Origin of the sequence: Rhodococcus sp. 1163 (genome assembly GCF_002091985.1) — a bacterium.
In the GTDB taxonomy this organism is placed as follows: domain Bacteria; phylum Actinomycetota; class Actinomycetes; order Mycobacteriales; family Mycobacteriaceae; genus Rhodococcoides.
Genome location: NZ_MKKX01000038.1, coordinates 290,549 through 313,226, shown reverse-complemented (window position 1 = coordinate 313,226; position 22,678 = coordinate 290,549). Strand labels below are relative to the sequence as shown.

At 62.6% G+C, this 22,678-nt stretch carries 23 protein-coding genes; 12 read left to right on the top strand and 11 right to left on the bottom strand.

Features of this window, described 5'->3' with window-relative positions:
• The first annotated feature begins 2 nt into the window (after window positions 1-2).
• A complete protein-coding gene (locus BJD99_RS19180) occupies window positions 3-677 on the top strand; it encodes a TrkA family potassium uptake protein (RefSeq protein ID WP_084348742.1) in 675 nt (224 codons plus the stop codon).
• Here the strand turns inward: BJD99_RS19180 and BJD99_RS19175 are convergent.
• Both BJD99_RS19175 and BJD99_RS19170 read right to left on the bottom strand, forming a co-directional pair.
• Complete coding sequence (locus tag BJD99_RS19175) at window positions 636-1,304, bottom strand: DUF3159 domain-containing protein (protein ID WP_256895957.1); 669 nt, start codon at window positions 1,302-1,304, stop codon at window positions 636-638. The genes BJD99_RS19180 and BJD99_RS19175 overlap by 42 nt on opposite strands.
• A 204-nt stretch (window positions 1,305-1,508) precedes the next feature.
• Entirely contained in the window at window positions 1,509-1,886 is a 378-nt protein-coding gene (locus tag BJD99_RS19170) for an OB-fold nucleic acid binding domain-containing protein (protein WP_084348979.1), read from the bottom strand.
• 167 nt (window positions 1,887-2,053) lie between these two features.
• On the opposite strand from BJD99_RS19170, the gene BJD99_RS19165 reads away from it, so the two are divergent.
• On the top strand, window positions 2,054-2,761 hold the full coding sequence (locus tag BJD99_RS19165; RefSeq protein ID WP_084348740.1) for an alpha/beta fold hydrolase: 708 nt from the start codon (window positions 2,054-2,056) through the stop codon (window positions 2,759-2,761).
• 57 nt (window positions 2,762-2,818) lie between these two features.
• Here the strand turns inward: BJD99_RS19165 and BJD99_RS19160 are convergent, their stop codons facing one another.
• Window positions 2,819-3,676 (bottom strand): DUF3710 domain-containing protein, encoded by an 858-nt coding sequence (locus BJD99_RS19160; RefSeq protein WP_084348739.1) that lies wholly within the window; start codon window positions 3,674-3,676, stop codon window positions 2,819-2,821.
• Window positions 3,677-3,727: 51 nt separating this feature from the next.
• Window positions 3,728-4,252 carry a dUTP diphosphatase gene (dut, locus tag BJD99_RS19155; RefSeq protein ID WP_084348738.1) on the bottom strand — a complete coding sequence of 175 codons (525 nt, stop codon included), beginning with the start codon at window positions 4,250-4,252 and terminating at the stop codon, window positions 3,728-3,730.
• A 169-nt stretch (window positions 4,253-4,421) separates the two neighbouring features.
• Here dut and BJD99_RS19150 point away from each other — a divergent pair, with 169 nt between their 5' ends.
• Window positions 4,422-4,874, top strand: coding sequence for a DUF3093 domain-containing protein (locus BJD99_RS19150; RefSeq protein ID WP_256895956.1), 453 nt, complete (start codon window positions 4,422-4,424; stop codon window positions 4,872-4,874).
• Window positions 4,875-4,993: 119 nt separating this feature from the next.
• Here the strand turns inward: BJD99_RS19150 and BJD99_RS19145 are convergent, their stop codons facing one another.
• Window positions 4,994-5,296, bottom strand: a complete 303-nt coding sequence (locus BJD99_RS19145; RefSeq protein WP_084348736.1) for a DUF4193 domain-containing protein — start codon at window positions 5,294-5,296, stop codon at window positions 4,994-4,996.
• 594 nt (window positions 5,297-5,890) lie between these two features.
• Between BJD99_RS19145 and cei the strand changes: the two genes are divergently transcribed.
• Entirely contained in the window at window positions 5,891-6,571 is a 681-nt protein-coding gene (cei, locus tag BJD99_RS19140) for an envelope integrity protein Cei (protein ID WP_084348735.1), read from the top strand.
• A 24-nt stretch (window positions 6,572-6,595) separates the two neighbouring features.
• On the opposite strand, the gene BJD99_RS19135 is transcribed toward cei, so the two are convergent.
• Window positions 6,596-7,444: an inositol monophosphatase family protein gene (locus tag BJD99_RS19135; protein ID WP_084348734.1), complete on the bottom strand. Its 849-nt coding sequence runs from the start codon at window positions 7,442-7,444 to the stop codon at window positions 6,596-6,598.
• Window positions 7,445-7,711: 267 nt separating this feature from the next.
• Between BJD99_RS19135 and ppgK the strand changes: the two genes are divergently transcribed.
• Together ppgK and BJD99_RS19125 are read left to right on the top strand one after the other, a co-directional pair.
• Complete coding sequence (gene ppgK, locus BJD99_RS19130) at window positions 7,712-8,515, top strand: polyphosphate--glucose phosphotransferase (protein ID WP_084348733.1); 804 nt, start codon at window positions 7,712-7,714, stop codon at window positions 8,513-8,515.
• A 123-nt stretch (window positions 8,516-8,638) separates the two neighbouring features.
• Entirely contained in the window at window positions 8,639-10,015 is a 1,377-nt protein-coding gene (locus BJD99_RS19125) for an RNA polymerase sigma factor (RefSeq protein ID WP_084348732.1), read from the top strand.
• A 129-nt stretch (window positions 10,016-10,144) separates the two neighbouring features.
• Here BJD99_RS19125 and BJD99_RS19120 read toward each other — a convergent pair whose 3' ends face one another.
• Window positions 10,145-10,504 carry a DUF952 domain-containing protein gene (locus BJD99_RS19120; RefSeq protein WP_256895918.1) on the bottom strand — a complete coding sequence of 120 codons (360 nt, stop codon included), beginning with the start codon at window positions 10,502-10,504 and terminating at the stop codon, window positions 10,145-10,147.
• A 311-nt stretch (window positions 10,505-10,815) separates the two neighbouring features.
• Here BJD99_RS19120 and BJD99_RS19115 point away from each other — a divergent pair, with 311 nt between their 5' ends.
• Window positions 10,816-11,010 (top strand): hypothetical protein, encoded by a 195-nt coding sequence (locus tag BJD99_RS19115; protein WP_084348730.1) that lies wholly within the window; start codon window positions 10,816-10,818, stop codon window positions 11,008-11,010.
• Between the two features lie 125 nt (window positions 11,011-11,135).
• On the opposite strand, the gene BJD99_RS19110 is transcribed toward BJD99_RS19115, so the two are convergent.
• Window positions 11,136-12,878, bottom strand: a complete 1,743-nt coding sequence (locus BJD99_RS19110) for a DEAD/DEAH box helicase (RefSeq protein WP_084348729.1) — start codon at window positions 12,876-12,878, stop codon at window positions 11,136-11,138.
• Window positions 12,879-13,090: 212 nt separating this feature from the next.
• Here BJD99_RS19110 and BJD99_RS19105 point away from each other — a divergent pair, with 212 nt between their 5' ends.
• On the top strand, window positions 13,091-14,284 hold the full coding sequence (locus BJD99_RS19105) for a YihY/virulence factor BrkB family protein (RefSeq protein WP_084348728.1): 1,194 nt from the start codon (window positions 13,091-13,093) through the stop codon (window positions 14,282-14,284).
• Here the strand turns inward: BJD99_RS19105 and BJD99_RS19100 are convergent.
• Entirely contained in the window at window positions 14,257-14,493 is a 237-nt protein-coding gene (locus BJD99_RS19100) for a DUF3039 domain-containing protein (protein WP_084348727.1), read from the bottom strand. The genes BJD99_RS19105 and BJD99_RS19100 overlap by 28 nt on opposite strands.
• A gap of 83 nt (window positions 14,494-14,576) precedes the next feature.
• Between BJD99_RS19100 and BJD99_RS19095 the strand changes: the two genes are divergently transcribed.
• The 3 genes from BJD99_RS19095 to BJD99_RS19085 all read left to right on the top strand — a co-directional run bounded on the left by BJD99_RS19095 (window position 14,577) and on the right by BJD99_RS19085 (window position 17,607).
• The gene (locus BJD99_RS19095; protein WP_084348726.1) at window positions 14,577-14,945 is read left to right on the top strand and encodes a DUF3099 domain-containing protein; all 369 of its coding nucleotides are present in this window, start codon (window positions 14,577-14,579) and stop codon (window positions 14,943-14,945) included.
• A gap of 51 nt (window positions 14,946-14,996) precedes the next feature.
• Window positions 14,997-16,487: a class I SAM-dependent methyltransferase gene (locus BJD99_RS19090; RefSeq protein WP_084348978.1), complete on the top strand. Its 1,491-nt coding sequence runs from the start codon at window positions 14,997-14,999 to the stop codon at window positions 16,485-16,487.
• Window positions 16,488-16,635: 148 nt separating this feature from the next.
• Window positions 16,636-17,607, top strand: a complete 972-nt coding sequence (locus BJD99_RS19085) for a sigma-70 family RNA polymerase sigma factor (protein ID WP_084348725.1) — start codon at window positions 16,636-16,638, stop codon at window positions 17,605-17,607.
• A gap of 172 nt (window positions 17,608-17,779) precedes the next feature.
• Here the strand turns inward: BJD99_RS19085 and BJD99_RS19080 are convergent, their stop codons facing one another.
• Both BJD99_RS19080 and BJD99_RS19075 read right to left on the bottom strand, forming a co-directional pair.
• Entirely contained in the window at window positions 17,780-20,425 is a 2,646-nt protein-coding gene (locus BJD99_RS19080) for a bifunctional GNAT family N-acetyltransferase/acetate--CoA ligase family protein (RefSeq protein WP_256895954.1), read from the bottom strand.
• 43 nt (window positions 20,426-20,468) lie between these two features.
• On the bottom strand, window positions 20,469-21,758 hold the full coding sequence (locus BJD99_RS19075; protein WP_084348977.1) for an acetoin utilization protein AcuC: 1,290 nt from the start codon (window positions 21,756-21,758) through the stop codon (window positions 20,469-20,471).
• A gap of 173 nt (window positions 21,759-21,931) precedes the next feature.
• Between BJD99_RS19075 and BJD99_RS19070 the strand changes: the two genes are divergently transcribed.
• The gene (locus tag BJD99_RS19070) at window positions 21,932-22,618 is read left to right on the top strand and encodes a metal-dependent transcriptional regulator (protein ID WP_084348723.1); all 687 of its coding nucleotides are present in this window, start codon (window positions 21,932-21,934) and stop codon (window positions 22,616-22,618) included.
• Window positions 22,619-22,678: the final 60 nt, after the last annotated feature.

Here is a 22,678-nt window from a genome sequence, read left to right as displayed (position 1 = left end):
CCATGAGAGTCGCAATCGCCGGCGCCGGCGCCGTCGGCAGATCCATTGCCCGAGAACTGATTCGCAGCGAACACAAGGTCATGCTGCTCGAGCGCAAACTCGACCACGTCGAACCCGAGGCGATTCCGGAAGCGGAATGGGTGCTGGCCGACGCGTGCGAGCTCTCACTCCTCGAAGCGTCGAACCTCGAGACATACGACGTCGTGATCGCAGCAACAGGAGACGACAAAGCGAATTTGGTGTTGAGCCTGTTGGCCAAGACAGAATTCGGTGTCAACCGAGTCGTCGCGCGCGTCAACGATCCTCGAAACGAGTGGCTCTTCGACGGATCGTGGGGCGTCGATGTAGCGGTGTCCACCCCGCGCATGCTTGCCTCGCTGGTCGAGGAGGCCGTCTCGGTCGGCGACCTCGTTCACCTCATGACCTTCCGCAAAGGACAGGCCAACCTGGTGGAGATCACGCTTCCGGAGAACACCCCGCTGGCGGGCAAGCCCGTTCGGAAGCTCCTGCTCCCACGTGACGCAGCACTGGTGACCATTCTTCGTGGCGGCCGTGTCATCGTCCCGCAGCAGGACGATCCGCTCGAGGGTGGAGACGAACTGCTGTTCGTAGCCTCCGTGGAAGTCGAGAACGACCTACGCGCCGCGGTCGGCCTGACCAACATCGCGACGGGTTGATCGGTCGTCTGTTGGTTCGTTCACTTCCTCGATCGCTCGATCGGCCCGTCGAACCGCCCAGACCGTGACCAGAAGTGCGACGCCGGTCAACGGCCAACCCATGCCGATGCGTGCGACGGCCAGCCAACCGGTCTGGTCGGCGTCGTACAACTCGGACTGCACGAGATAGCGGGCACCGAAGACAAGTGCCCACGCGAACGTGGCGATGTCATAGGAGTGAACCGATCGACGGTGTGACCGCCACGTGGTGCCGTTGCCGTTCAGGTATCCCCAAGCCACCCCGACGAGGGGCCATCGAGCGAGCATCGACACCAGGAAGACTGCGCCGTACAGCAGGCTCGTGTAGATCCCGAAAAGGAAATAGCCCTTCGCGTCGCCTGTTCGGTACGCGATGAACGCACATATCCCGACACCGAAGAATCCCGATATCGCCGGCTGAATCGGATTGTGCCGCAACAATCTCCACACCAACACACCCAGAGCGACTGCGAGGGCGGACCAGATTCCGACGGCAAGCCCGAACATGCTGTTGGCGGGGACGAACACCACTACAGGAAGAGTCGAGGACACCAACCCGGTCAAGCCGCCGAGTTGCTCGAGGACAGTTTGCTTGCTCTCTTCGTCCAGACTCGCCGTAACATCGACGACGTCGGACTCCGTGTGCTCGACCTGCTGGGACGGTTGATCTGCCGGTGCGCCCGGTTGACCCAAGGAGCTGTGCTCGGGCCCGGTTCCGTCGGCTGGAACGTCGAGCTCGGGGCGTGTGTTCTGGCCACCCATCGGGCGACTGTCTCTCTCGGTCACATCATCGAGCGTGCCACATGAACGCGGTCAGGAGTCGTCGCGGAGTTCGTAGTACGGGTTGTAGACAATTTTTCGGCCGTTTCGCTCCCCCACCCGGCCTCGGATGAGGACGGTCTTGCCTGGCTCGATTCCGGCGATCTTTCGTCGGCCGATCCACACCAGCGTCACCGGATCGGTGCCGTCGAAGAACTCGGCTTCGATGTTTGCGTTGGCCGCCTTCGAGCACGCTTCGACGCTTCGCAAGCGCCCCAACATCGTGACTTCTTCGCCCCTGGAGCAGTCACAGGCACGGCGGGCGCCCGACGCTTCCGAAGTTTCCGCCATCTCTTCGGCATCGAGCTGATGGATGTCCTCCGTCAACTTACGCGTGAGCCTGCGAAAATATCCTGCGGCAACGGGTGCCATGGTGCGCTCCTGGAAGCATCTGCGACGAGTTACATCGCTGTGAAGACCTGTACCAACGCCACTGTAGCCCCGCGTGAGGCCGACGGCCAACCGCCAGTTCAACCGCGTCTGCGGGGCCGAATCGTCCGATCGACGGTCCGTGTAAGCCACCGGGCACAATCACCGGAATGAACGTGACGAGACCGGCAACTCACGTGGTGGTCCTACCGGGTACCGGATCGGATGCGGAGTTCGCATTCGACGCATTTGCAGCGGCGGTAGCGGCAGCAGGAGCCACGATCGAAGCAGTGAGCCCCAACCCCAACGGCATCGTCGCCTCTTACGAGGAGGCGATGTCTGCAGCGGCGCACCGACACGGCCGAATCATCGTCGGCGGCATCTCGATCGGCGCCGCGGTGGCGCTCTCCTGGGCGCGCCGCCACCCACAGTCGGTGATCGGTGTCCTGGCAGCCTTGCCGCCCTGGATCGCCGATCCGACCGACGCACCGGCGGCACTCAGCGCGAGGTACACCAAAGAACAACTCGACGCTTCCGGGCTCGACGCGGTGACTGCAGCGATGGAAGCGACGACTCCGCACTGGCTGGCGTCGACTCTCCGGCGTTCATGGGCGTCGCAATGGCCCGATCTTCCCCGCGCTCTCGCCGAAGCGGCCTGCTACGTGGCGCCCACTCTCGACGAACTACGCAGCACCCTCGTGCCCACCGCAGTGATCGGCGCCGTCGACGATCCGGTCCATCCGATGGACGTTGCGCGGACGTGGCACGACGAAATTCCGAACTCACGCCTGTCCACTGTCGCCCTTGCCGACATCGGTGCCGATCCAGGGGTGCTCGGTCACCGCTCGATGCAGGATCTGAAGAGCCTCGTCGACTGATACAGATGCCCGTCGGCATGACTGATCACCTGTCGCACGGACATCGCCAACGAGGCGTCAGCCGCCCAGCTGCTGCATTGCAGAGCCCGAGGAGCCTCGACGCGGGCCTTCGGTGGGTGTTGTCTGGTTCGCAGGCGCGGCGGAGGTCGGTGGCTGAGGCGGCGCTTCCTGTGGCTCTGTTCGCGCCTGCTCCGCCTGCTGCTGCTGGGCCGCGGCGAGTTGCGCGGTCAGAGCGGCCGGAAGGACCACCGGGAGCGGGGTGCGTACGGGATGCGGCTCGGTACCGCGATCGACCACCGTCTGTGCGAGGACGTCACGCGCGATCTGCACGAGTGGCGAGTCGTTGGCGACCGCGCCCGATGGGCCTGCCAGAACACAACGGACCATCCACCGATAGCCGTCGACTCCGATGAAGCGCAGATCCGCGTTCGATGTCACTCCGTGCAGCTCCCGTCCCCAAGGACCGGTTTCCATACTGACTGCGGACTGATCCGAGCGAAGCGAGGTAGCCAAATCGGCCGCAACCTCGCGCCACTGGCCGGGCGACTTCGGCGCGGCGTAGGCAGCAATGGTGATCCGGCCGTGCGCGGTGACGACATGCACTGCCTGCGGTGCGCCGGCCTGATTCATCTCCACCTGCAGCTGGCCTCCCGCAGGCAAGGGCACCAATACCGATCCCAAATCGAGTCGCGTCTGGGCAAGAGTGTCGCGATCTTCGTCCAATTCGGTGAGGTCGAACGGACCGAGATCGGGGTCCGCCTGCTCACCGACGGTTTCGTCGCGCGCGGCGGTCGCGGTGCCGAGCGCGTCGGCTCCGCCTGCCGAACTCGAGTCGTCGAAGGTGTCTTCGTCTCCGAAGAACCCACCGGTCGACGCTTCATCCTGTGCTGCGGTCTTCTTCCGCCGTCCGAACATGATCAGTTCTCTTTCTCTGCGAAATCAGTGCATTCTCTGCGAGTCAGGGTTTTATGTCTGTCGATTGGGGGCGACGCGAAGGCCCGCGTGTCCACCACTCGACCCGTAGCCGCCAGTTCCTCGTACCGTCTCGTCCAGAATCTCGACCTCGACGAAGGACACCAATTCGACCTTCTGCACGAGGAGCTGAGCTATCCGGTCCCCACGGACCAGTTCGATGCTCTCACTCGGGTCGAGGTTGATCAGGCACACTTTGATCTCGCCTCGGTATCCGGCGTCGATAGTTCCCGGTGCATTCACGATCGAGAGTCCGGATTTCGCGGCCAGACCCGAGCGCGGATGAACCAAGCCCACCATTCCGAATGGAAGCGCCACTGCAATTCCGGTTCCCACCACCAAACGTTGACCGGGAGCGAGTGATGCATCGGCCGTGATGTGCAGATCTACCCCGGCGTCACTGTCGTGGGCTCGCTTCGGGACCGGGAGGTCTGGGTCGAGTCGTTTCAACGCGACAGTCGGTGGATCGACTTCGCCGATGTCGGCTGAGGCACTGTTGGGATCGTCGCTCACGTGCACCGAGACTACGCTGCCACGACGCTCGGTCCATCTCTTCCCTTGACGTACGGCTCTACGTGTTCGACAGGGATACACGTATCCTGGACGAGTGCCACAGGAACAACATCACGATCTCGAACCCTCAGCCGTCCCGGATTCCGCGACGGGCACTGTCGTCTATACCGAAAAACTGTGGGTTCCACTGTGGTGGTGGCCGGCAGCGTTGGCTGTCGGTGCATTGCTCGCAGCCGAGGTCCACATGGGCGCGCCGGGAGTTAGGGCGTGGCTTCCGTATGTGATTCTGCTTCCGTTCCCGATCTGGGCTTTGTACTGGTCGAGCAGAATGACGGTCGAGGTAGTTCGCGACAACGACGGAGCTGGAGAGCTCCGCGTAGGGCGCGCACACTTACCCCTGGATGTGATCGCCAAGTGCGCTGCGATACCGGCGACAGCAAAAAGTGCGGCGCTGGGAAGGCAGCTGGATCCCCTTGCCTTCGTTCAGCACCGCACCTGGGTCAAACAAATGGTGTTGATTGTTCTCGACGATCCCGATGACCCCACCCCCTATTGGCTGGTCAGCACTCGGCGTCCGGAAGACCTGTTGGCCGCCTTGGCTCAGCCCACCCCCGAAGACCACTCGTAACGGTCTTGGCTGAGCCACTCGATTCATCCCGCTCGATCTCATGTGGACCGGCGAAATACATCGACCCGAGCTGCCCGTGCGTCAGTTGTTCTGCACTTCGACCGCGTTCTCGTGCTCGGTCAGGCAGCGCAGTCTCTACAGACCAGAACTCCGCCCGCGTCACTTGCCAATCGGCTCCGGTGATGGACGAGGAAGCAGCTCGAACAGGTGAACTCGTCGGCCTGCTTCGGCACCACACGAACCGATAGTTCCTCCCCGGACAAGTCCGCGCCCGGAAGTTCGAATGACTCTGCTGTGTCTGATTCGTCCACATCGACCACAGCGGACTGCGCCTCGTTGCGGCGTGCCTTCAGCTCCTCGAGCGAATCCTCGGAGACATCGTCGGATTCTGTTCTTCTCGGTGCGTCGTAGTCGGTTGCCATTGTTCCTCTAACCCCTCGTTCTCTTGCATGTTTCCGGTGGTTGCTGCGGGCGACGTCCTAGCGTGATCGCCAGCGTGATGAGGGCGCTTACGTTGCTCCCACCGTCCTGTTTCTTTTCGGTTCGCACTACTGAACCGTGCTGCCGTTCGAGCCTTGTTCCTACACCTTCACTTGCACTGCGCGACTGCCCGAGTCGAGGCGTCCGAAACTACATCGGGTGTTGCCCGAATAGCTGTAATCGAAACCTGATCGAGACCTCACCAATCGCTCTTGCGGTCCACCGAATCGGCTCCGTTCTGAAACCACCGGGGCCGCCAGACAATAGCCGAGCGGCGAGAGAATAGCTAGGCCGAATCGCCGTGCAGCCTATTTTCACCTGACCAATCCGCAAGAACAACCTCGAGCGCCAGTACATTCCGCGAGCGGTACGAAGCGGCGCCGACGGCCAACCCAACAGCCCGAAGATAGCCGGAGTGTGCACCTTCGGACAGCGGCAGTGCCCTTCGTCTCCACCGCCAACTACAGTGGGCGTGCGCCGACACTCGTTCGACTCGGCGCAGCTTCGATTCTGCCGACGGAAAGGCTTTCCACACCGTGGTTTCTCTGATCACCGAGGGCCGATCGGCCGACGACCAAGGCCGTCCGTTTCGGCGCCGGCGAGCGTTTCCCATTCTGATCGTGCTGCTCGTGCTGGCGCTCCTCGGTGTAGTCACCTGGATCCGAGTGTTCACGGCCGGCGAGGCTGCAACCACGACCGTGGCATGCAATGCACCCTCGACAGCACCTGCGAGCGATGGCACCGTGCCTGCGCCGCTCGGCGAACGCGTCGACCCGACGACCCTGTTGGAAGTGGAACCGGCGCCGGTCGCGAACACGAAGGTTCGGGTGTTCAACGCGAACGGCGAACGCGGACAGGCAGCAACGGTGGCCGCCGAGCTCAGCGACTACGGATTCGCGAGCGCACCGGACGTCCAGGTCGGTAACGATCCCGTCTACCTGGATCAGAACATGCAGTGCCAAGGTCAGATCCGGTTCGGTGCGGCTGGGACGGCTGCCGCGAGCACGATGTGGCTGGCTGCCCCTTGCGCCGAACTCATCCAGGACGGACGCCCCGATGACACCGTCGACTTGGCTCTGGGAACCTATTTCAAGGATTTGCAGCCGAACCCGGACGCGGAGTCGGTCCTGCAGTCGCTGGCTGGAGTGACGCCCGGCGCCGCACCTGCCCCGCTCGACATCGACCTGCTCTCGGCCGCGCGCAAAGCTCCCTGCTGACCGAGTGCCGGCCGTCGGACTCGTTCAATCGGCCGGAATCGGATCCAGCGCACCCAGTTTCCGCAACGTTTCGATGAAATCAGCTGCGATACCGGGTGCGACCGCGACGGTGACCGCCCCACCCGAACTCGTGGAGTTGGGATCGGGCAGGAGAACCGTTGCACCGGCCTCCTCGGCGATGAGTGAACCCGCTGCCCAATCCCACGGGCTCAGCCCGTGTTCGAAATGGGCATCCACCGAGCCGGACGCCACCATGCACAAGTCCAGCGCTGCAGATCCGATCCGTCTGACATCGCGAACCAGTGGAAGCAATTCACCGATGATGCGGCCTTGAACGGTGCGCCGCGCCGATCCGTATCCGAAGCCGGTGGCCACCAGAGCAAGAGGCACCTCGACAACCGGATTGCACACCAATTCTGTTGTGGTTCCGTTGGATTCGGTCACCGTCGCGCCATGCCCGCGCACCGCGGCATACACCTGTTCCCGCGCAACATCGACCACGACTCCGACCAGGCTGACACCGTCGACCTGCGCAGCTACCGAAATCGCGTAGGCGGGTATGCCGTACAGAAAGTTCACTGTTCCGTCGATCGGGTCGAGCACCCAGCGGACGCCGTCCACCGTGTCGGTAGCTCCCCCGCCCTCCTCGCCCAGGATCGGGTCACCGGGTCGACGCTCTGCCAGCAAGACCCGAAGCAAGTCCTCGGTTTCGGTGTCGACGATCGTGACGGGATCGGTCGGAGTGCTCTTGGTCTGCACCGAATCGCCGTCCGTCCCCACGGCAACCGCCGGAGCACCGGGACCGAACACCTCGGGCCGCCTCGTACGCACATGGGCAGCTGCAGCAACGGCAACCTCGCGTGCAACCTCCATCAACTCCTTTGCGAGAGTTGAGCCCGGGTTCGATGACGACGAGTCCTGCGATACACGTGGGTTCGACACACGACCATCGCATCACACCACACAGGGCAACACCACTCGACGAGATTCGCGGTTGCGGTCCAATTGTCGAGTCGTCGACACATCGCCCACCGGATTGGACATCGAGGATCTATTCTCGGTAGTACAACAGTCTTCGAGTATGCAGATTTCAATGCACGAATTCATTGCACGATCCTCGACAACAGGAGAACGCGGCACATGACAGAGGCAGGTTCGGTATCGATCACAACCGACAGTGCACATCGGCACGGCTTCGGTGTCGACGTCGGCGGCAGTGGAATCAAGGGTGGGATCGTGGACCTGGTCACCGGGGAGTTGGTCGGTGACCGGCACAAGATCGAGACTCCTCAACCCTCAACCCCGGACGCCGTTGCAGGGGTCGTAGCGCAGATCGTGCAGCACTTCGGCTGGACCGGATCGATCGGCGTGACTCTTCCCGCCGTCGTCACCGGCGGGGTTGCGCGCTCGGCAGCAAATATCGACAAGTCCTGGATCGACACCGACGCAAGGGCCTTGTTCGCCAAGGCGATCGGCAACGACAACATCACTGTCCTCAACGATGCCGACGCTGCAGGTGTTGCAGAAGACCGCTTCGGTGGAGGCAAAGACCAGACCGGTGTCGTCGTGCTACTCACCTTCGGCACTGGAATCGGGTCCGCTGTTCTTCACAACGGTGTATTGCTTCCGAACACCGAGTTCGGACATCTGGAGGTCGACGGCAAAGAAGCGGAACATCGCGCCGCCTCGTCGGTGAAGGAGTCCAAGGATTTGTCCTACAAGGAGTGGGCCAAGGAAGTATCGAAGGTCCTCGAGACGTTCGAGGCTTTGCTATGGCCCGATCTTTTCATTGCCGGCGGGGGAATAAGTCGCAAGAGCGCGAAGTGGATTCCGCACTTGACCAATAGAACACCCGTGGTGGCAGCCACTTTGTTGAACACCGCAGGCATCGTCGGTGCGGCTCTAGCAGCCGACACAGCGCGCGATACAGCCATCGACCGGTAACAAAGTTCCTATGGGTCGTTACAATGGGGGAAGCCGGTCTGCACGCCGGCACATTCGACAAGACCTCTCCGCCGGAAACCACTCTGGCGTGACGCCGCACGACACCGTCACGAAAGGGCGTACGTGGCAGCCACCGATATTCGTCAGACCGTAGATTCAGCATCGGAGTCTGCGTCCACTGCACCTGCTGCGGAAGCACCGACCGGCACGACCCTGGAGGTCGGAGCTGCACCAGCGGCAAAGGTCGCGTCAGCACCGGCCAAGAAAGCCGCCGCCAAAAAAGCTCCCGCCAAACGCGCAGCAGCCAAGAAAGCACCTGCGAAGAAAGCACCCGCGAAGAAGTCCACCGAAGATACGAACTCCGACGCTGATGCCCCCGGCATCGATGAGATCGACATCTCCGAAGGAGATATCGCCGCGGCAGCCAACGACGTCGTCGAGGTTGTTGCCGTGGGCGCAGACACCGAAGAAGAGTCGACCACAGAGCCCACTGCAGAGGACAAGGCGTCCGGAGACTTCGTCTGGGACGAAGAGGAGTCGGAGGCGCTTCGTCAAGCCCGTAAGGATGCCGAGCTCACCGCTTCGGCCGACTCGGTCCGCGCGTACCTGAAGCAGATCGGCAAAGTTGCACTTCTCAACGCCGAAGAAGAGGTCGAGCTCGCGAAGCGAATCGAAGCAGGCCTCTTCGCGACCGAAAAGATGCGCGAGTTCGCCGAAAAAGGCGAGAAGCTCCCCGTGGCCGCACGACGCGACTACACCTGGATCTGCCGCGACGGTAACCGCGCAAAGAATCACCTTCTCGAGGCCAACCTTCGACTTGTCGTATCACTGGCCAAGCGATACACCGGCCGCGGGATGGCCTTCCTGGACCTGATCCAGGAAGGAAACCTGGGCCTGATTCGTGCCGTCGAGAAGTTCGACTACACCAAGGGTTACAAGTTCTCCACGTACGCCACGTGGTGGATCCGTCAGGCCATCACCAGGGCCATGGCCGATCAGGCACGTACGATCCGCATCCCGGTACACATGGTCGAGGTCATAAACAAGCTCGGCCGTATCCAGCGCGAGCTTCTTCAGGACTTGGGCCGTGAGCCCACCCCCGAAGAGCTCGCCAAGGAAATGGACATCACGCCTGAAAAGGTCCTCGAGATCCAGCAGTACGCTCGTGAGCCGATTTCGCTCGACCAGACGATCGGCGACGAGGGCGACAGCCAGCTCGGCGATTTCATCGAGGACTCCGAGGCTGTCGTGGCGGTGGACGCCGTGTCGTTCACGCTGCTTCAGGACCAACTCCAGTCGGTACTCGAGACGCTGTCCGAACGAGAAGCAGGTGTCGTTCGTCTCCGCTTCGGTCTGACCGACGGACAGCCTCGCACGCTGGACGAGATCGGTCAGGTCTACGGCGTGACCCGTGAGCGTATTCGACAGATCGAGTCGAAGACGATGTCCAAGCTGCGGCACCCATCCCGTTCGCAGGTACTTCGGGACTACCTGGACTGATTCTCTACCGTCAGCGCAGAATGCCGTCGTCCACCTAGTGGGCGGCGGCTTTCGTGTATCCGGTCGCGAACATTCGGGCGGCATCGGTTCGGTAGGCACTGACAGTTCGCAGGCACGCGATGGGGACGATCAAAGCTTCGGAGGCCCGAACTGCCCATCCTCGTTCGGGGCATAGTCGACGACGCCGATGACCGCGGACGTGGGCAGTGGCCCGTAGAGATGCGGAAAGTGCATCGCTTCCGGATCCCCCGGCACGCCGGGCTCCCAGCACACTGGTGATCCGAGACGATCGGGGTCCACGAGAAGCAGGACCACATCGGTTCGTCCCGCGAATAGTCTGTTGGCGGGTAGATGGACCTGCTCCGCGGTGGACAGGTGCACGAACCCGATGTCGTCGAAACCGGGCGGCCGGATTTCGCTCGAAGCGCGCACGGACAGCCATTCTTCGATACTGCACAAGTGAAGCAGAACGGGCGAGGTGTCGGTCACGTCGTCATCGTACGAGACAGGTACGCCGAATCGACTCGTGGAGAATCGTTCGCATCGCCTGTCCGGCGATGTCGCGTCCGAAACGCCGATCGTCCACGAAATGGAATCAGCTGTAAGCGAACGCGGATTTCGGCAAAGCCCAACTGCCAGGGGCTTTCTGCTCATTTCTTGTTAGTGACAACACAAAGAAACACCCACGGGAACAACGCGCGACTGCCAAACGTCTGAGAGAGTGTACGGACCGCGCCATACCGACGCGGCGGACCGGCCCCAGGCGATCGCTTGATACCGAAAGCCAGTACGGAGGAGTCATGCCCGGAACATTGACCAGCCCACAATTGACAGCGACCGACCGGTGCGACCGGTGCGGCGCAGGGGCTCGCGCACGTGTTGTGCTCTCGACCGGTGGAGAACTCCTGTTCTGCGGCCATCATGCCAAGGAACACGAGGACCGACTGCGTGAAGTGAACGCAACAGTGATGACCGAATCGGACTCTGCAGTGTAACCGGCTCGCTCGTATCGGAAGGCGCATGCGCCGACTAATCGACAGTCATTCGACACCAGAACGGGTGGCCACGAGAAATCGTGGCCACCCGTTCTGCACTGTGTCCGGGATCCAACTTCTGCTCGTTACATCTTCCGCAGTTGAACGATCCGCTCGCTCAGCTGATCTGCGGTGGCCATGGCGGTCGGTGGCCCACCACAGATGCGCCGTAAGTCCCCGTGAATGATCCCGTGAGGCTTCCCGGTGCGATGGTGGTACACGGCAACCAGACTGTTGAGTTCACGACGAAGCCCGGCCAGCTGGCCGGCCGAGGACGCACGTTCGGACACCGCTATCGGAGCGGGGACGGACAGTCCGGGTGCTGTCGGCTTGTCGATCTGTTCCTGCTGGCGTTGACGAAGCAGGTCCCGCATCTGTTTGGCATCCAACAGCCCAGGAAGGCCGAGGTAGTCGGCTTCCTCGTCGCTTCCCGAGAATGTCGCGGTCCCGAAAGAGGATCCGTCGTAGATCACCTGATCGAGCTCCGCGTCCGCACCGAGCGAGGTGTACGCCTTCTCCTCCTCGCCTAGCTCGTCCTTCTGCTTGTTGGCATCGGCGAGCAACTCGTCGTCGAACCCGTCCTTTTCGCGATGGGGCTTACCCAAGACGTGGTCACGCTGCGCCTCGAGCTGACTTGCCAAGTCCAACAGAACCGGCACCGACGGCAGAAAAACGCTTGCGGTCTCGCCCTTGCGGCGTGATCGAACGAAACGACCGATGGCCTGAGCGAAATAGAGCGGTGTCGACGCGCTCGTCGCGTACACACCCACTGCCAATCGCGGAACGTCGACGCCTTCCGACACCATCCGGACCGCAACCATCCACTGTTGGGTGCTTTTCCCGAACTCGGCGATCCGCGCCGACGACGTCGGGTCGTCGGACAGAACGATCGACGGTGATTCCCCGGTGATCACCTCGAGCAGCTTGGCGTAGGCACGCGCAACGGTTTGGTCGGTGGCGATCACGAGTCCACCTGCGTCCGGCATGCCTCCGGCCCTCAGTTGCCCGAGTCTGGTGTGTGCGGCCAACAGCACAGCGGGCATCCAGTCGCCCTGCGGATCGAGAGCTGTCCGCCACGCCCGTGCGGTCTGCTCGGCACTCAGTGGCTCACCCAGTCGTGCGGTGAACTCTTCCCCGGCGTTGTCTCGCCACCGCGCCTCACCCGAATACGCGAGGAACACAACCGGCCGTACGACACCGTCGGCCAAAGCCTCGGAATAGCCGTACGAGTGGTCGGCGCGTGAACGCATCAACCCCTCGTCGTCCGGTTCGTAGTTGATGAACGGAATCGGGCTGTCGTCGCTGCGGAAAGGCGTACCGGTCAACGCCAGTCTGCGGGTTGCGTCACCGAAGGCCTCGCGGATGCCCTCGCCCCAACTCTTGGCGTCACCACCGTGATGGATCTCGTCGAGGATGACAAGCGTGCGCCGAGCCTCGGTGCGCACCCGATGGCGGAACGGGTGTGAAGCGATCTGGGCATACGTGACGACCACGCCGTGGTAGTCACTCGAGGTCTGACCGGTCGAGTTGGAGAAGCGAGAGTCGAGCGCAATTCCCACGCGAGCAGCGGATTCCGCCCACTGGTGCTTCAAGTGTTCGGTCGGGGCGACGACGGTGATCTGATCGACGGTTCGGTGCGCCAACAGCTCCGATGCGACGCGCAAGGCGAAGGTGGTCTTACCTGCTCCCGGCGTCGCGACAGCGAGAAAATCCTTGGGTGAGGCCACCAGATATCGGGTCAGGGCGCGTCTCTGCCATGCGCGCAGCGGCGCGCCACCTGCCGAACTTTCGGTGGGTGCTCTTCGGTCTGTTGATTCGGCTTCGGTCATGTCAGCGCTCACTGGCCCGCCGGTTCCTGGCATTCGATCGAATTCCTCGCGCTCTCGGTTGCCCTGCAGTTCCCGCCGTGGAGCCTATCGCTCCGCACCGACCGATCTCGCATCGGAAGGAGCACCCGAGGGGCTCGATCGTTCGACTCCTCCAGCGACACGACGGGTGCAAACGGGCACTCCGAGCCTCGTTCAGGAATGCTGGAGGAATCATGAGTGATTCTGCAGGCGAAACACCACCGAGCGGGCAGTTGTCCAGGAGACGGCCGCTTCGATCCATCTGGGTTGTGACGCTTCGCACACTGACCAAGTCCTGGGACGACTCGATCTTCAGCAAAGCTGCGACTGCGGCGTTCTGGCAGACGCTCTCACTCCCGCCGTTGTTGCTTGGAGTACTCGGCAGTCTCGGGTTCGTCGCCGGCTGGTTCGGTCCCAACACCATCGACATCATCGAGTCGAAGATCATCACCTTCAGCAGCACGGTCTTCAGCGACAGCGTCGTCGACGGCATCATCACCCCGACAGTCCAGGACATACTCCAGCAAGGACGAGGCGAGGTCGTGTCCGCCGGTTTCGTCTTGTCTCTGTGGGCGGGATCGTCGGCGATCTCCACGTTCGTCGATTCGATAGTCGAAGCGCACGGCCAGCAGGATGCACGTCACCCGATTTGGCAGCGAGTCTTCGCCCTGCTGCTCTACATGGCGTTTCTGATCGCAGCAGTGTTCGTCCTACCGCTGGTTGCGCTGGGCCCTACGTACGTGAAGCAGATCCTCCCGGGTTCATGGTTCGAAATCGGTACCGAACTGATCGACTTCTTCTACTACCCCGCCGTCGGACTGCTTCTCATCGCCGGATTGACCACGCTCTACAAGGTGGCGCTGCACACTTCGCTCCCGTGGCACCGACTTCTCGGAGGAGCGTTGCTGGCGGGCGTGTTCTTCATGATCGCCAGCGCGGTGCTTCGCCGCTATCTGACCTGGATCACCGGAACCGGTTACACCTACGGCGCGCTCGCGACTCCCATCGCGTTTCTGTTGTTCACTTTCTTCCTGGGGTTCGCAGTCGTTCTCGGCGCAGAGTTCAACGCGACCATCCAGGAGTTCTTCCCCGCGCGGGCGACCAGGATCGATCAGATGAAGGGATGGCTCGCTGCGCAGGCAGATTCCGAGGAGTCGGGGCCGGTGACAGCGGTCGCGTGGAGGTTGGCCACAGGCCCGATCCGGGTCGGACAGGACAGGGGGCGATCGAACAGGTTCAAGGAAGCATCGGGGAGTTCACCCTCACCCGACACCTCGGCGGAACCCGACGGCCCACCTCACCCGGGCCCTACCCCCAAAGTCCCGCCCTCCGGCGACCATCTGCAGGATCCGGACCGCGGTCAGTCGCCCTTCTTCAATCCCTCGTAGACCTTCTTGCAGTCTGGGCACACCGGCGAGCCTGGCTTCGCCGATTTGGTCACCGGGAAAACTTCACCGCACAGCGCGACGACGTGTGTGCCCATGACAGCACTTTCGGTGATCTTGTTCTTCTTCACGTAATGAAAGAACTTCGGTCGGTCGTCTTCCGTGGTTTCGTCCGGCGCGATCTCGGGGCGGTCTTTCGTCTGAGTGCTCATGATTCGATTATTCCGCATCCGTCGTTCTGAGACGAACGACGCCGACAAGTGCATTCCGGGTGAGGTAGTGCCACAGTGGAGGGATGACGAGAACCCAGGGGTTTTCCGGCTCGGCCGAGAGTGGATCGGCCCGTAACCCCACATTGATCACCGAGGCGCAGCAGTCGGTCGAAGATCAGCACAAAGCTCGCGTGCGGAAATACATGTTCATCATGTCTTTCCGTATCCCCGCGCTGGTTCTCGCCGCCGTGTCGTACAGCATGTGGGCCAATCCGTGGATAGCGATGGCGATCGTCGGGGTCTCCATCCCTCTCCCCTGGATTGCGGTACTCATCGCCAACGATCGCCCGCCGCGGACCAAGAACGAAGTGAGCCGCTACGACGGCCGACACGTCGAGTCGACACAGATCGAGGCCCGCTCCCATCGGGTCATCGACGCAAGCGAAGACTGACAGGCACGCCGGGTGGACACAGCGGTGCTCGCTGCCTGAAAGACTGTGTCGGTGACTGCAACACTGCTTTCTGCATGCCCATCTCTTCGACAAGCGTTCGAAACGAGTTCCTACAACGCCGACAGTCTTCTCGAAGCACTCGGAGATCACGCCCACGCCGCCCTGATGCGTAGCGAACCTGTCCCGGTGCGGCGCGAGAGCAAAGATCGTGGGCGCCTGGGTGTTCTGATTCGACTGTTCCTACTCGTCGACGACATCGAAGAGCTCGAGGCTGCCGAAGCCCTGTCCCCGCTCTCGATCGACGACGCTCTCGCAGCTGGAATCGTCGAGCGGGTCGAGCCTGATCGTGTGCGTGCCTTGCTCGACATTCGACCACTCGACGCCGGATACGGCACCCGCTGGATCTTCTCCGATCTCGACGGCAGCATGCGTCCACTACCAACCGCCACCGATCACGTACTGGGTGTCGGTCAGGCATCGCTCTCGCTACTTCGCGGAACTCCGACCACCCAGGTAGGAGATGTCCTCGACGTCGGTACCGGGTGTGGGGTGCAGGCGATCCACGCGGCCGAGTACGCCGACACCGTGACCGGTACCGACATCAGTGAGCGTTCGATGCTTCTGGCCGAGGCAACGTGTGCTCTCAACGGCAATGACATCGAGCTGCTGCGCGGATCCTGGTTCGAGCCCGTCGCGGATAGGACCTTCGATCGGATCGTTGCCAACCCGCCGTTCGTCGTCGGGCGCGGAACGATCGAACACAGCTACCGCGACTCGGGGATCGATCTCGACGGGGCGAGCAAACTGATGATCGAACAGGCCCCGAACCACTTGAAGCCCGGTGGTACTGCCGTCGTTCTGGCGTCCTGGATCCACGTCAGCGGCGAGGATTGGCGCGCGCGTGTCGCATCATGGATTCCCGATCACGGCGTGGATGCGTGGATCGTGCAGCGCGACGTTGCCGACCCAGCACTGTATGTAGGTACGTGGTTGCGAGACGGTGGGGTCGATCAACGGGACGTCACAGGAGGGGGTTTGGCAGAGTCCTGGCTGGCGCACTTCGCCGAGGCCGAGGTCGAAGGCATCGGGTTCGGATTCGTCTATCTGCGCAAGACCGACCTGCCGAGCGATGTTCTGGCCGAGGACCTTCACCATGCATTCGAAGATCCGCTCGGCAACGAAGCGATCGCCTATTTCGACAGGGTCGCCTGGCTTCGTGAAAACGATCCCGCTGACGCCGTGTTTCGGCTCGATCCCGCGACGGCCCTCGAACGTGTCTATCTGCCGGGCGAAGACGGGTGGAGCGAGGAGGTCGTCCGTGTGTACCGCGGAAACGGGCCGAACTGGAAGCACGAGATCGACGAGTTGGGCGCACGCTTGCTCGCAGGAATGCGACCGAATGGTCTGGCGCTACGCGAATTGGTCGCACTGTTGGCCTCGGCGAACGATCTCGACGAGACCGACCTACTCGAGGGTGCCGTCGAGCTGATCACCGGCCTGTTCCGTCACGGACTCCTCGCGCCGGAGGGTGCAGAGGACTGAGTTCCAAGCCTGAACCTTCTCAGCAACTTCTCAGGACGGGCACGGGATAGACGCTGGTCAAGCGGGTATCAGAGGGTGGAGCGTGGGAACTTTTCGGGGACACCCGGACGTTGATCCCTATGAGACACCACCGATCAGGAGGCAAGTCATGACCAGCCCCAGCACTACGACCCGCCCACGTCCGACCGACGCCGATCTCGACGCACAGAGCCCGGCTGCGGATCTCGTCCGCGTCTATCTCAACGGCATAGGTCGCACCGCGCTGTTGACTGCGGAAGAGGAAGTGGATCTCGCCAAGCGCATCGAAGCTGGCTTGTATGCGAAGAATGTGCTGGAGAACACCAAGCGCTTGACGGCGGTCAAAAAGCGCAAGCTGGCGATCATCGTCCGTGACGGGAGTGCTGCTCGGAGCCATCTTCTCGAGGCGAACCTACGTCTCGTAGTGTCCCTTGCGAAGCGATACACCGGACGTGGCATGCCGCTGCTCGATCTGATTCAGGAGGGGAACCTCGGTCTGATTCGCGCTATGGAGAAGTTCGACTACGCAAAGGGCTTCAAGTTCTCCACCTACGCAACCTGGTGGATCCGGCAGGCCATCACTCGCGGAATGGCAGACCAGAGCCGGACCATTCGGCTACCAGTACATCTGGTCGAGCAGGTGAACAAGCTGGCCAGGATCAAGCGCGAACTTCATCAGCAACTCGGTCGCGAGGCCACCGACGACGAACTGTCCAGCGAATCGGGAATCCCCGCCGCGAAGATTGCCGACCTACTCGATCACAGTCGCGACCCGGTCAGCCTCGATATGCCGGTCGGCAGCGATGAGGAAGCCCCACTCGGCGACTTCATCGAGGACTCCGAGGCTACTTCCGCCGAGAACGCGGTTATTGCGGGACTTCTTCACAGTGACGTCCGCACAGTGCTCTCCACACTGGACGAGCGCGAACAACAGGTCATCCGTCTGCGGTACGGCTTGGATGACGGGCAGCCCCGCACGCTCGATCAGATCGGCAAATTGTTCGGTCTCTCGCGCGAGCGCGTTCGTCAGATCGAGCGCGAGGTCATGGTCAAGCTTCGGCAGGGCGACCGAGCGGAGAAGCTGCGGTCCTACGCAAGCTGAAGACTGTACGACCGCACCCTGTACGACCGCACTGACGAGTGGCGCAGCGGTGAAGATTCCTGCGGCCACACCCTCAGATGTGGGTGGCCGAGTCGGCTTCCTTCCCCCCTCTAGGAATGCCGACTCGGCCCCCGCTTTCCGTAGAAAGAGAAACCAGTCGCGCCCGTGACGCTCAGCGCAAGCGTCGCGGGCCGAGGTCGTTCTTGCTCGGCTCGGGTCCGAGACGTACGCGTGCATCGGTGATCTGTGCACCATGCGCCGACGCCAGAACCGGTTCGCACGCCAGTTCTCTGATCTCGGGGATATCGTCGGCCATCGCCGACACTCGTTGGACAAGGTCCACTAGCGCGCTCTTGTCGACCGGGACTGCATTGCGGTACCCGGACAGCAATGGAGCAGCCTTCGGTGCGTCGATCAATTGTACCGCTTCGTCCTCCGTCAACGGCAGCACGCGATACGCCCTGTCTCCCAGAAGATCCGAGATCACCCCGGCCAGTCCGAACGAGATCAGCGAACCGAACGACGGATCGTCTTGAACCCGCACCACACACCCGATACCTTTCGCTGCCATCTTCTGGACGTGGAGCAGAGGCTCACCAGAATCGGATGCGAGCGCGCGATAGGCAAGACGTGTGGCCTCGGGGCCAGTGAGATCCAGCCGAACCCCACCGAGATCCGGTCGGTGTCTCCACTGCGCTCCTGTTGCTTTGACCGCGACGGGATAGCCCAATTCCTCACCGGCAGCAACGGCTTCGTCCTCATCTATCACCGAACGAAACTCGGTTATCTCTATCCCGTAGCACCCGAGAAGCTCGGCGGTCTCGAAATCCGAAAGCCATCGAGAGTGTTCCTGAGCCGACCAGTCACGAACCAACGACTGTGCACGTTCGGAATCGATACCGCTGGGCCGCAGGGGTGTCGACACAGGCCTGCTCCGCCAGGCCGCGTAACGCCAGGCCTTCGCCAGTGCCGTCACCGCACGCTCCGGGCTCGAATACGAAGGCACCGATCCGCGGATCGGCTGTCCGAATTCCCCGCGCACGGCCAATACGTCCGGTATCCCCTCGGTCGCGAGGAACGTCGTCAGGACGGGTTTGTCGGCACCGAGAACCGCATCGCCGAGAGCTTTGGCGAACGGCTCGACCGTGACCGCAACCGGTGGCACGAAGACGACGATGACCGAATCGACGTCGCCGGCGGCGAGGGCACCCGCCACTGCGGCCGCGAATTCTTCCGGGCCGGCCTGTGGCCCTACGTCGATCGGCACTCCCGCGTGCAATCCGTCGGCGCGCGCAGCGTCCACGGCGAGAACTCCGAGGGCCGTCGAGTTGCCGACGACGGCGACGCGTGGCCCGGAAGGCAATGGTTGGTAGCCGAACAGAATTGCGCAGTCGAACAACTGCGCGATGGTGTCGACTTGGATCACACCTGCCTGCTCGAACAACGCCTTGACGATGGAGTCATCGATAGCAGGTCCCGTTGCGAGTGCCGGCGGCACCGCACCTCTGCCACTCTTGACCGCGATGATGGGCTTGGTACGCGCTACGCGACGCGCGATCCGGGTGAATTTGCGTGGGTTACCGAAACTCTCGAGGTACAGCAGAACGACCTCTGTTTCGGGGTCCGAATCCCAGTACTGCAGAAGGTCGTTGCCCGACACGTCTGCGCGGTTGCCCGCCGAGACGAAGGTCGACAGACCCAGTCTGCGTTTTGCTGCTTGATCGAGAATTGCGATGCCGAGGGCCCCGGATTGGCAGAAGAAGCCGACGCGCCCAGGCATCGGAAGTCGCGGAGCGAGGGTTGCGTTGAGGGCGAAGGCCGGGTCGGTGTTGGCGACGCCCAGCGCATTGGGTCCGACGAGCCTCATCCCGTGCGCCCGCGCCGCGTGTACCAACCGGCGCTCGCTCTCCTGACCCGCTTCACCGGTCTCACCGAACCCACCTGACACGACGACGAGGGCTTTGACACCTTTGTCGAGACAGTCGTCGAGGACGTCGTCGATGGCATCGGCAGGAACGGCTGCGATGGCCAGATCCACTGAATCCGGAATGTCGTGCACCGACGGGTAGGCCCGAACGCCACGCACTGACTTGTGATCGGCATTGACCGGATATACCGGTCCGGTGAAGCCGCCGGCAAGGAGGTTGGCCAACACCGCATTGCCCACCTTGGAACTGTCGGTCGAGGCGCCGATCACTGCGACGGAGGTCGGACTCAATACGTTTCGGACACTGCGGGCCTCGGCCGCTCGCTCGCGCGAATTGCGCACCGACAGCAGAGCTTCACTCGGGTCGATGGCGAATTCCAGACGCAGCACGCCACCTTCGTAGCTTCGGCTGACCTGATACCCGGCTTCGCGGAAGACGCTGACCATGTTTCGGTTCTCGGCGAGCACCTCGGCAACGAACATCCGGACGCCGTTCTCCGCTGCAGCTCCGGCGAGATGTTCGAGCAGGATAGGCCCGAGCCCGCGGCCTTGATGGGCGTCGGCGACGACGAATGCGACCTCCGCAGAGTTGCCATCCCCCTCCGGGAGACGTTCGTAGCGACCGACCGCGATGATGTCGTCGCCGAGTATTGCCACGAACGCGACCCTGGAGTGATGGTCGACAGTCGTGAAGTTGAGGACGTCACGCTGCGGCATGGTCGGGTACGGGCCGAAATATCGCAGATATCGAGTGCGCTCGGACAGTCCGCTGTGGAACTCGATCAACGCCTTCCCATCGGACGGCACGATCGGGCGCAGATGCACCACTCCCCCGTCCGAGGCGAGTACGTCGACGACCCAGTGCTTGGGAAATGTCGTTTCCGAGCGCACACGGTCGCGCTCTTTCGCCGTGTCGGCGTCTTGGGTGGTCGGCTCAGTCACGAGGATCCTCCGGGTCGAGTCCGAGAAGCGGGAAGCTCGCTCTGCGAGTGGCGATGATCGCCGAATCCACCCTTTCGAGTGCACGATCGGCTGCTTCGATCGATCCCTGGACAGCACCCCCTGGGCCATCCCACGCGGGATAGTCCACATCGCCACCGTCACCCATCGCCTGTGGCAGGTCGACGCTGGGCGCCAAGTGTCGAACCCGATCGCGCCAAAGGTCGGGCAGAGGCATCGCAGGGTCTATCGGGCGACCGAGGGCTGCGGCGATCAGATGGGTCCACGCTCTGGGGACCACGCGAACCAGTCCGTAACCACCTCCGCCGACTGCCAGCCATCGCCCCTCCGAATGCTCGTCCGCGAGGTCACGCATAGCGAGAAAAGCGGCGTTCTGGCCGTCGACGGTGAGGGCGAGGTCCGCAAGCGGATCCTCTCGGTGACTGTCGACTCCACATTGGCTCACGATGATCTGAGGGCGGAACGCCGAGATGGCCCCCGGCACGATCGCATGGAAAGCGCGTAACCACAGTCGGTCACCGGTGCCAGGTAGGAGTGGAACGTTGATTGCCGTGCCCTCCGCAGCGCCGGAACCGACTTCGCTCGACCACCCGGTGTTGGGCCACAACGTCGCCGGATGTTGGTGCAAAGACACGGTCAGCACCCTCGGATCATCGATGAAGGCATGCTGCACCCCGTCACCGTGGTGTGCATCGACATCGATATACGCAATTCGATCGAACCCGTTGTCCAGCAACCACGAAATTGCGATCGCGGCGTCGTTGTACACGCAGAAACCAGATGCCCAGTCCGCCATGGCGTGGTGCATCCCGCCGCCGATGCTGACAGCTCGCCGAGCCCGTCCGGACGCAATCTCCCGGGCTGCTGCCAGAGAACCGCCGGTCAGCATCGCGCTGGCTTCGTGCATGCGCTGAAAGATCGGATTGTCGTCCCCGCCGAGCCCGTGTTCCGGTTCCTCCGGGTGGCCGGCCGATGCGAGTTTCTCCGAAGCGGCAAGTTTCTCCGGTGCACGCTTGACCGCTTCGATGTAGGCCGGAGTGTGAATCCTCAGCAGCTCCGAATCCGGTGCGGCGATCGGCTCCACGAGTTCGATGCCGTCGAGCACGCCGATCTGCCGCGCCAGCGACATGGTCAGATCCAGTCGGGTCGGGTTCATGGGGTGGTCATCGCTCCACCGATACGAGAGGTACTCCGCGCTCCACACGACGATGTCTTCGGCGGCTGCCGGATTCTGGAACGGTGATCGAGCCACCTGGTCTGCCATGACGGACACGCTACGTGCCGCGAGGGCACTCTGCGGGCAACGGCACTGTGCGAGCATCGCCGAACGTTGCCTCCGTTACGAGTCTCGGTACCGTCCGGCTCGCCAGCGGAACGGGCTGGAACACCTATACGCGCCGATCAACGGTAGAATCGGCCAGGACGAAGGGGTTGAGTGTGAAGGATCTGGTCGACACCACGGAGATGTACCTCCGCACGATTTACGATTTGGAGGAAGAGGGTGTGGTGCCTTTGCGGGCACGTATCGCCGAACGCCTCGAACAAAGTGGTCCTACCGTCAGTCAGACTGTGGCCAGGATGGAACGTGACGGGCTGCTTTCCGTCGCGGGCGACCGCCACCTGGAGCTGACCGAGAAGGGACGCGGACTCGCCGTGTCGGTGATGCGCAAGCATCGACTGGCCGAGCGACTGCTGGTCGACATCATCGGTCTTCGCTGGGAAGACGTGCACGCCGAGGCATGCCGTTGGGAACACGTGATGAGCGAAGAGGTGGAACGTCGTCTCGTCGCTGTACTGAACAATCCGACGACCTCGCCCTACGGCAACCCGATTCCAGGTTTGGATGAGTTGGGTCTTGGCCAGCCGGTGGCGGTCCACGAAGATTTGATTCGCTTGACGGACGTCTCCCACGGCCACCCGACGGCGGTGGTCGTGCGTCGACTCGCAGAGCACGTCCAATCCGATCCGGAGGTCATCGCACAGTTGCGTGATGCGGGTGTCGTCCCAGACGCCCGGGTTACAGTCGAGGCCAAGCCCGGCACGGTCACCATTACCGTTCCAGGTCATGAGGGAATCGATATTTCGGAAGAAATGGCTCACGCCGTTCAGGTGAAGTTGGTCTAGTTCATCGCGTCGAGGCGCGGAGGCCGGCATACATCGAGCGGCCTTCGGCCCTACGAGGAG

Coding starts and splice junctions, on each gene's coding strand:
- BJD99_RS19180 (WP_084348742.1), top strand. CDS start 3: ATGAGAGTCGCAATCGCCGGCGCCGGCGCCGTCGGCAGATCCATTGCC.
- BJD99_RS19170 (WP_084348979.1), bottom strand. CDS start 1,886: ATGGCACCCGTTGCCGCAGGATATTTTCGCAGGCTCACGCGTAAGTTG.
- BJD99_RS19165 (WP_084348740.1), top strand. CDS start 2,054: ATGAACGTGACGAGACCGGCAACTCACGTGGTGGTCCTACCGGGTACC.
- BJD99_RS19160 (WP_084348739.1), bottom strand. CDS start 3,676: ATGTTCGGACGGCGGAAGAAGACCGCAGCACAGGATGAAGCGTCGACC.
- BJD99_RS19145 (WP_084348736.1), bottom strand. CDS start 5,296: ATGGCAACCGACTACGACGCACCGAGAAGAACAGAATCCGACGATGTC.
- BJD99_RS19135 (WP_084348734.1), bottom strand. CDS start 7,444: ATGGAGGTTGCACGCGAGGTTGCCGTTGCTGCAGCTGCCCATGTGCGT.
- ppgK (WP_084348733.1), top strand. CDS start 7,712: ATGACAGAGGCAGGTTCGGTATCGATCACAACCGACAGTGCACATCGG.
- BJD99_RS19115 (WP_084348730.1), top strand. CDS start 10,816: ATGCCCGGAACATTGACCAGCCCACAATTGACAGCGACCGACCGGTGC.
- BJD99_RS19110 (WP_084348729.1), bottom strand. CDS start 12,878: ATGACCGAAGCCGAATCAACAGACCGAAGAGCACCCACCGAAAGTTCG.
- BJD99_RS19105 (WP_084348728.1), top strand. CDS start 13,091: ATGAGTGATTCTGCAGGCGAAACACCACCGAGCGGGCAGTTGTCCAGG.
- BJD99_RS19100 (WP_084348727.1), bottom strand. CDS start 14,493: ATGAGCACTCAGACGAAAGACCGCCCCGAGATCGCGCCGGACGAAACC.
- BJD99_RS19095 (WP_084348726.1), top strand. CDS start 14,577: ATGACGAGAACCCAGGGGTTTTCCGGCTCGGCCGAGAGTGGATCGGCC.
- BJD99_RS19085 (WP_084348725.1), top strand. CDS start 16,636: ATGACCAGCCCCAGCACTACGACCCGCCCACGTCCGACCGACGCCGAT.
- BJD99_RS19075 (WP_084348977.1), bottom strand. CDS start 21,758: ATGGCAGACCAGGTGGCTCGATCACCGTTCCAGAATCCGGCAGCCGCC.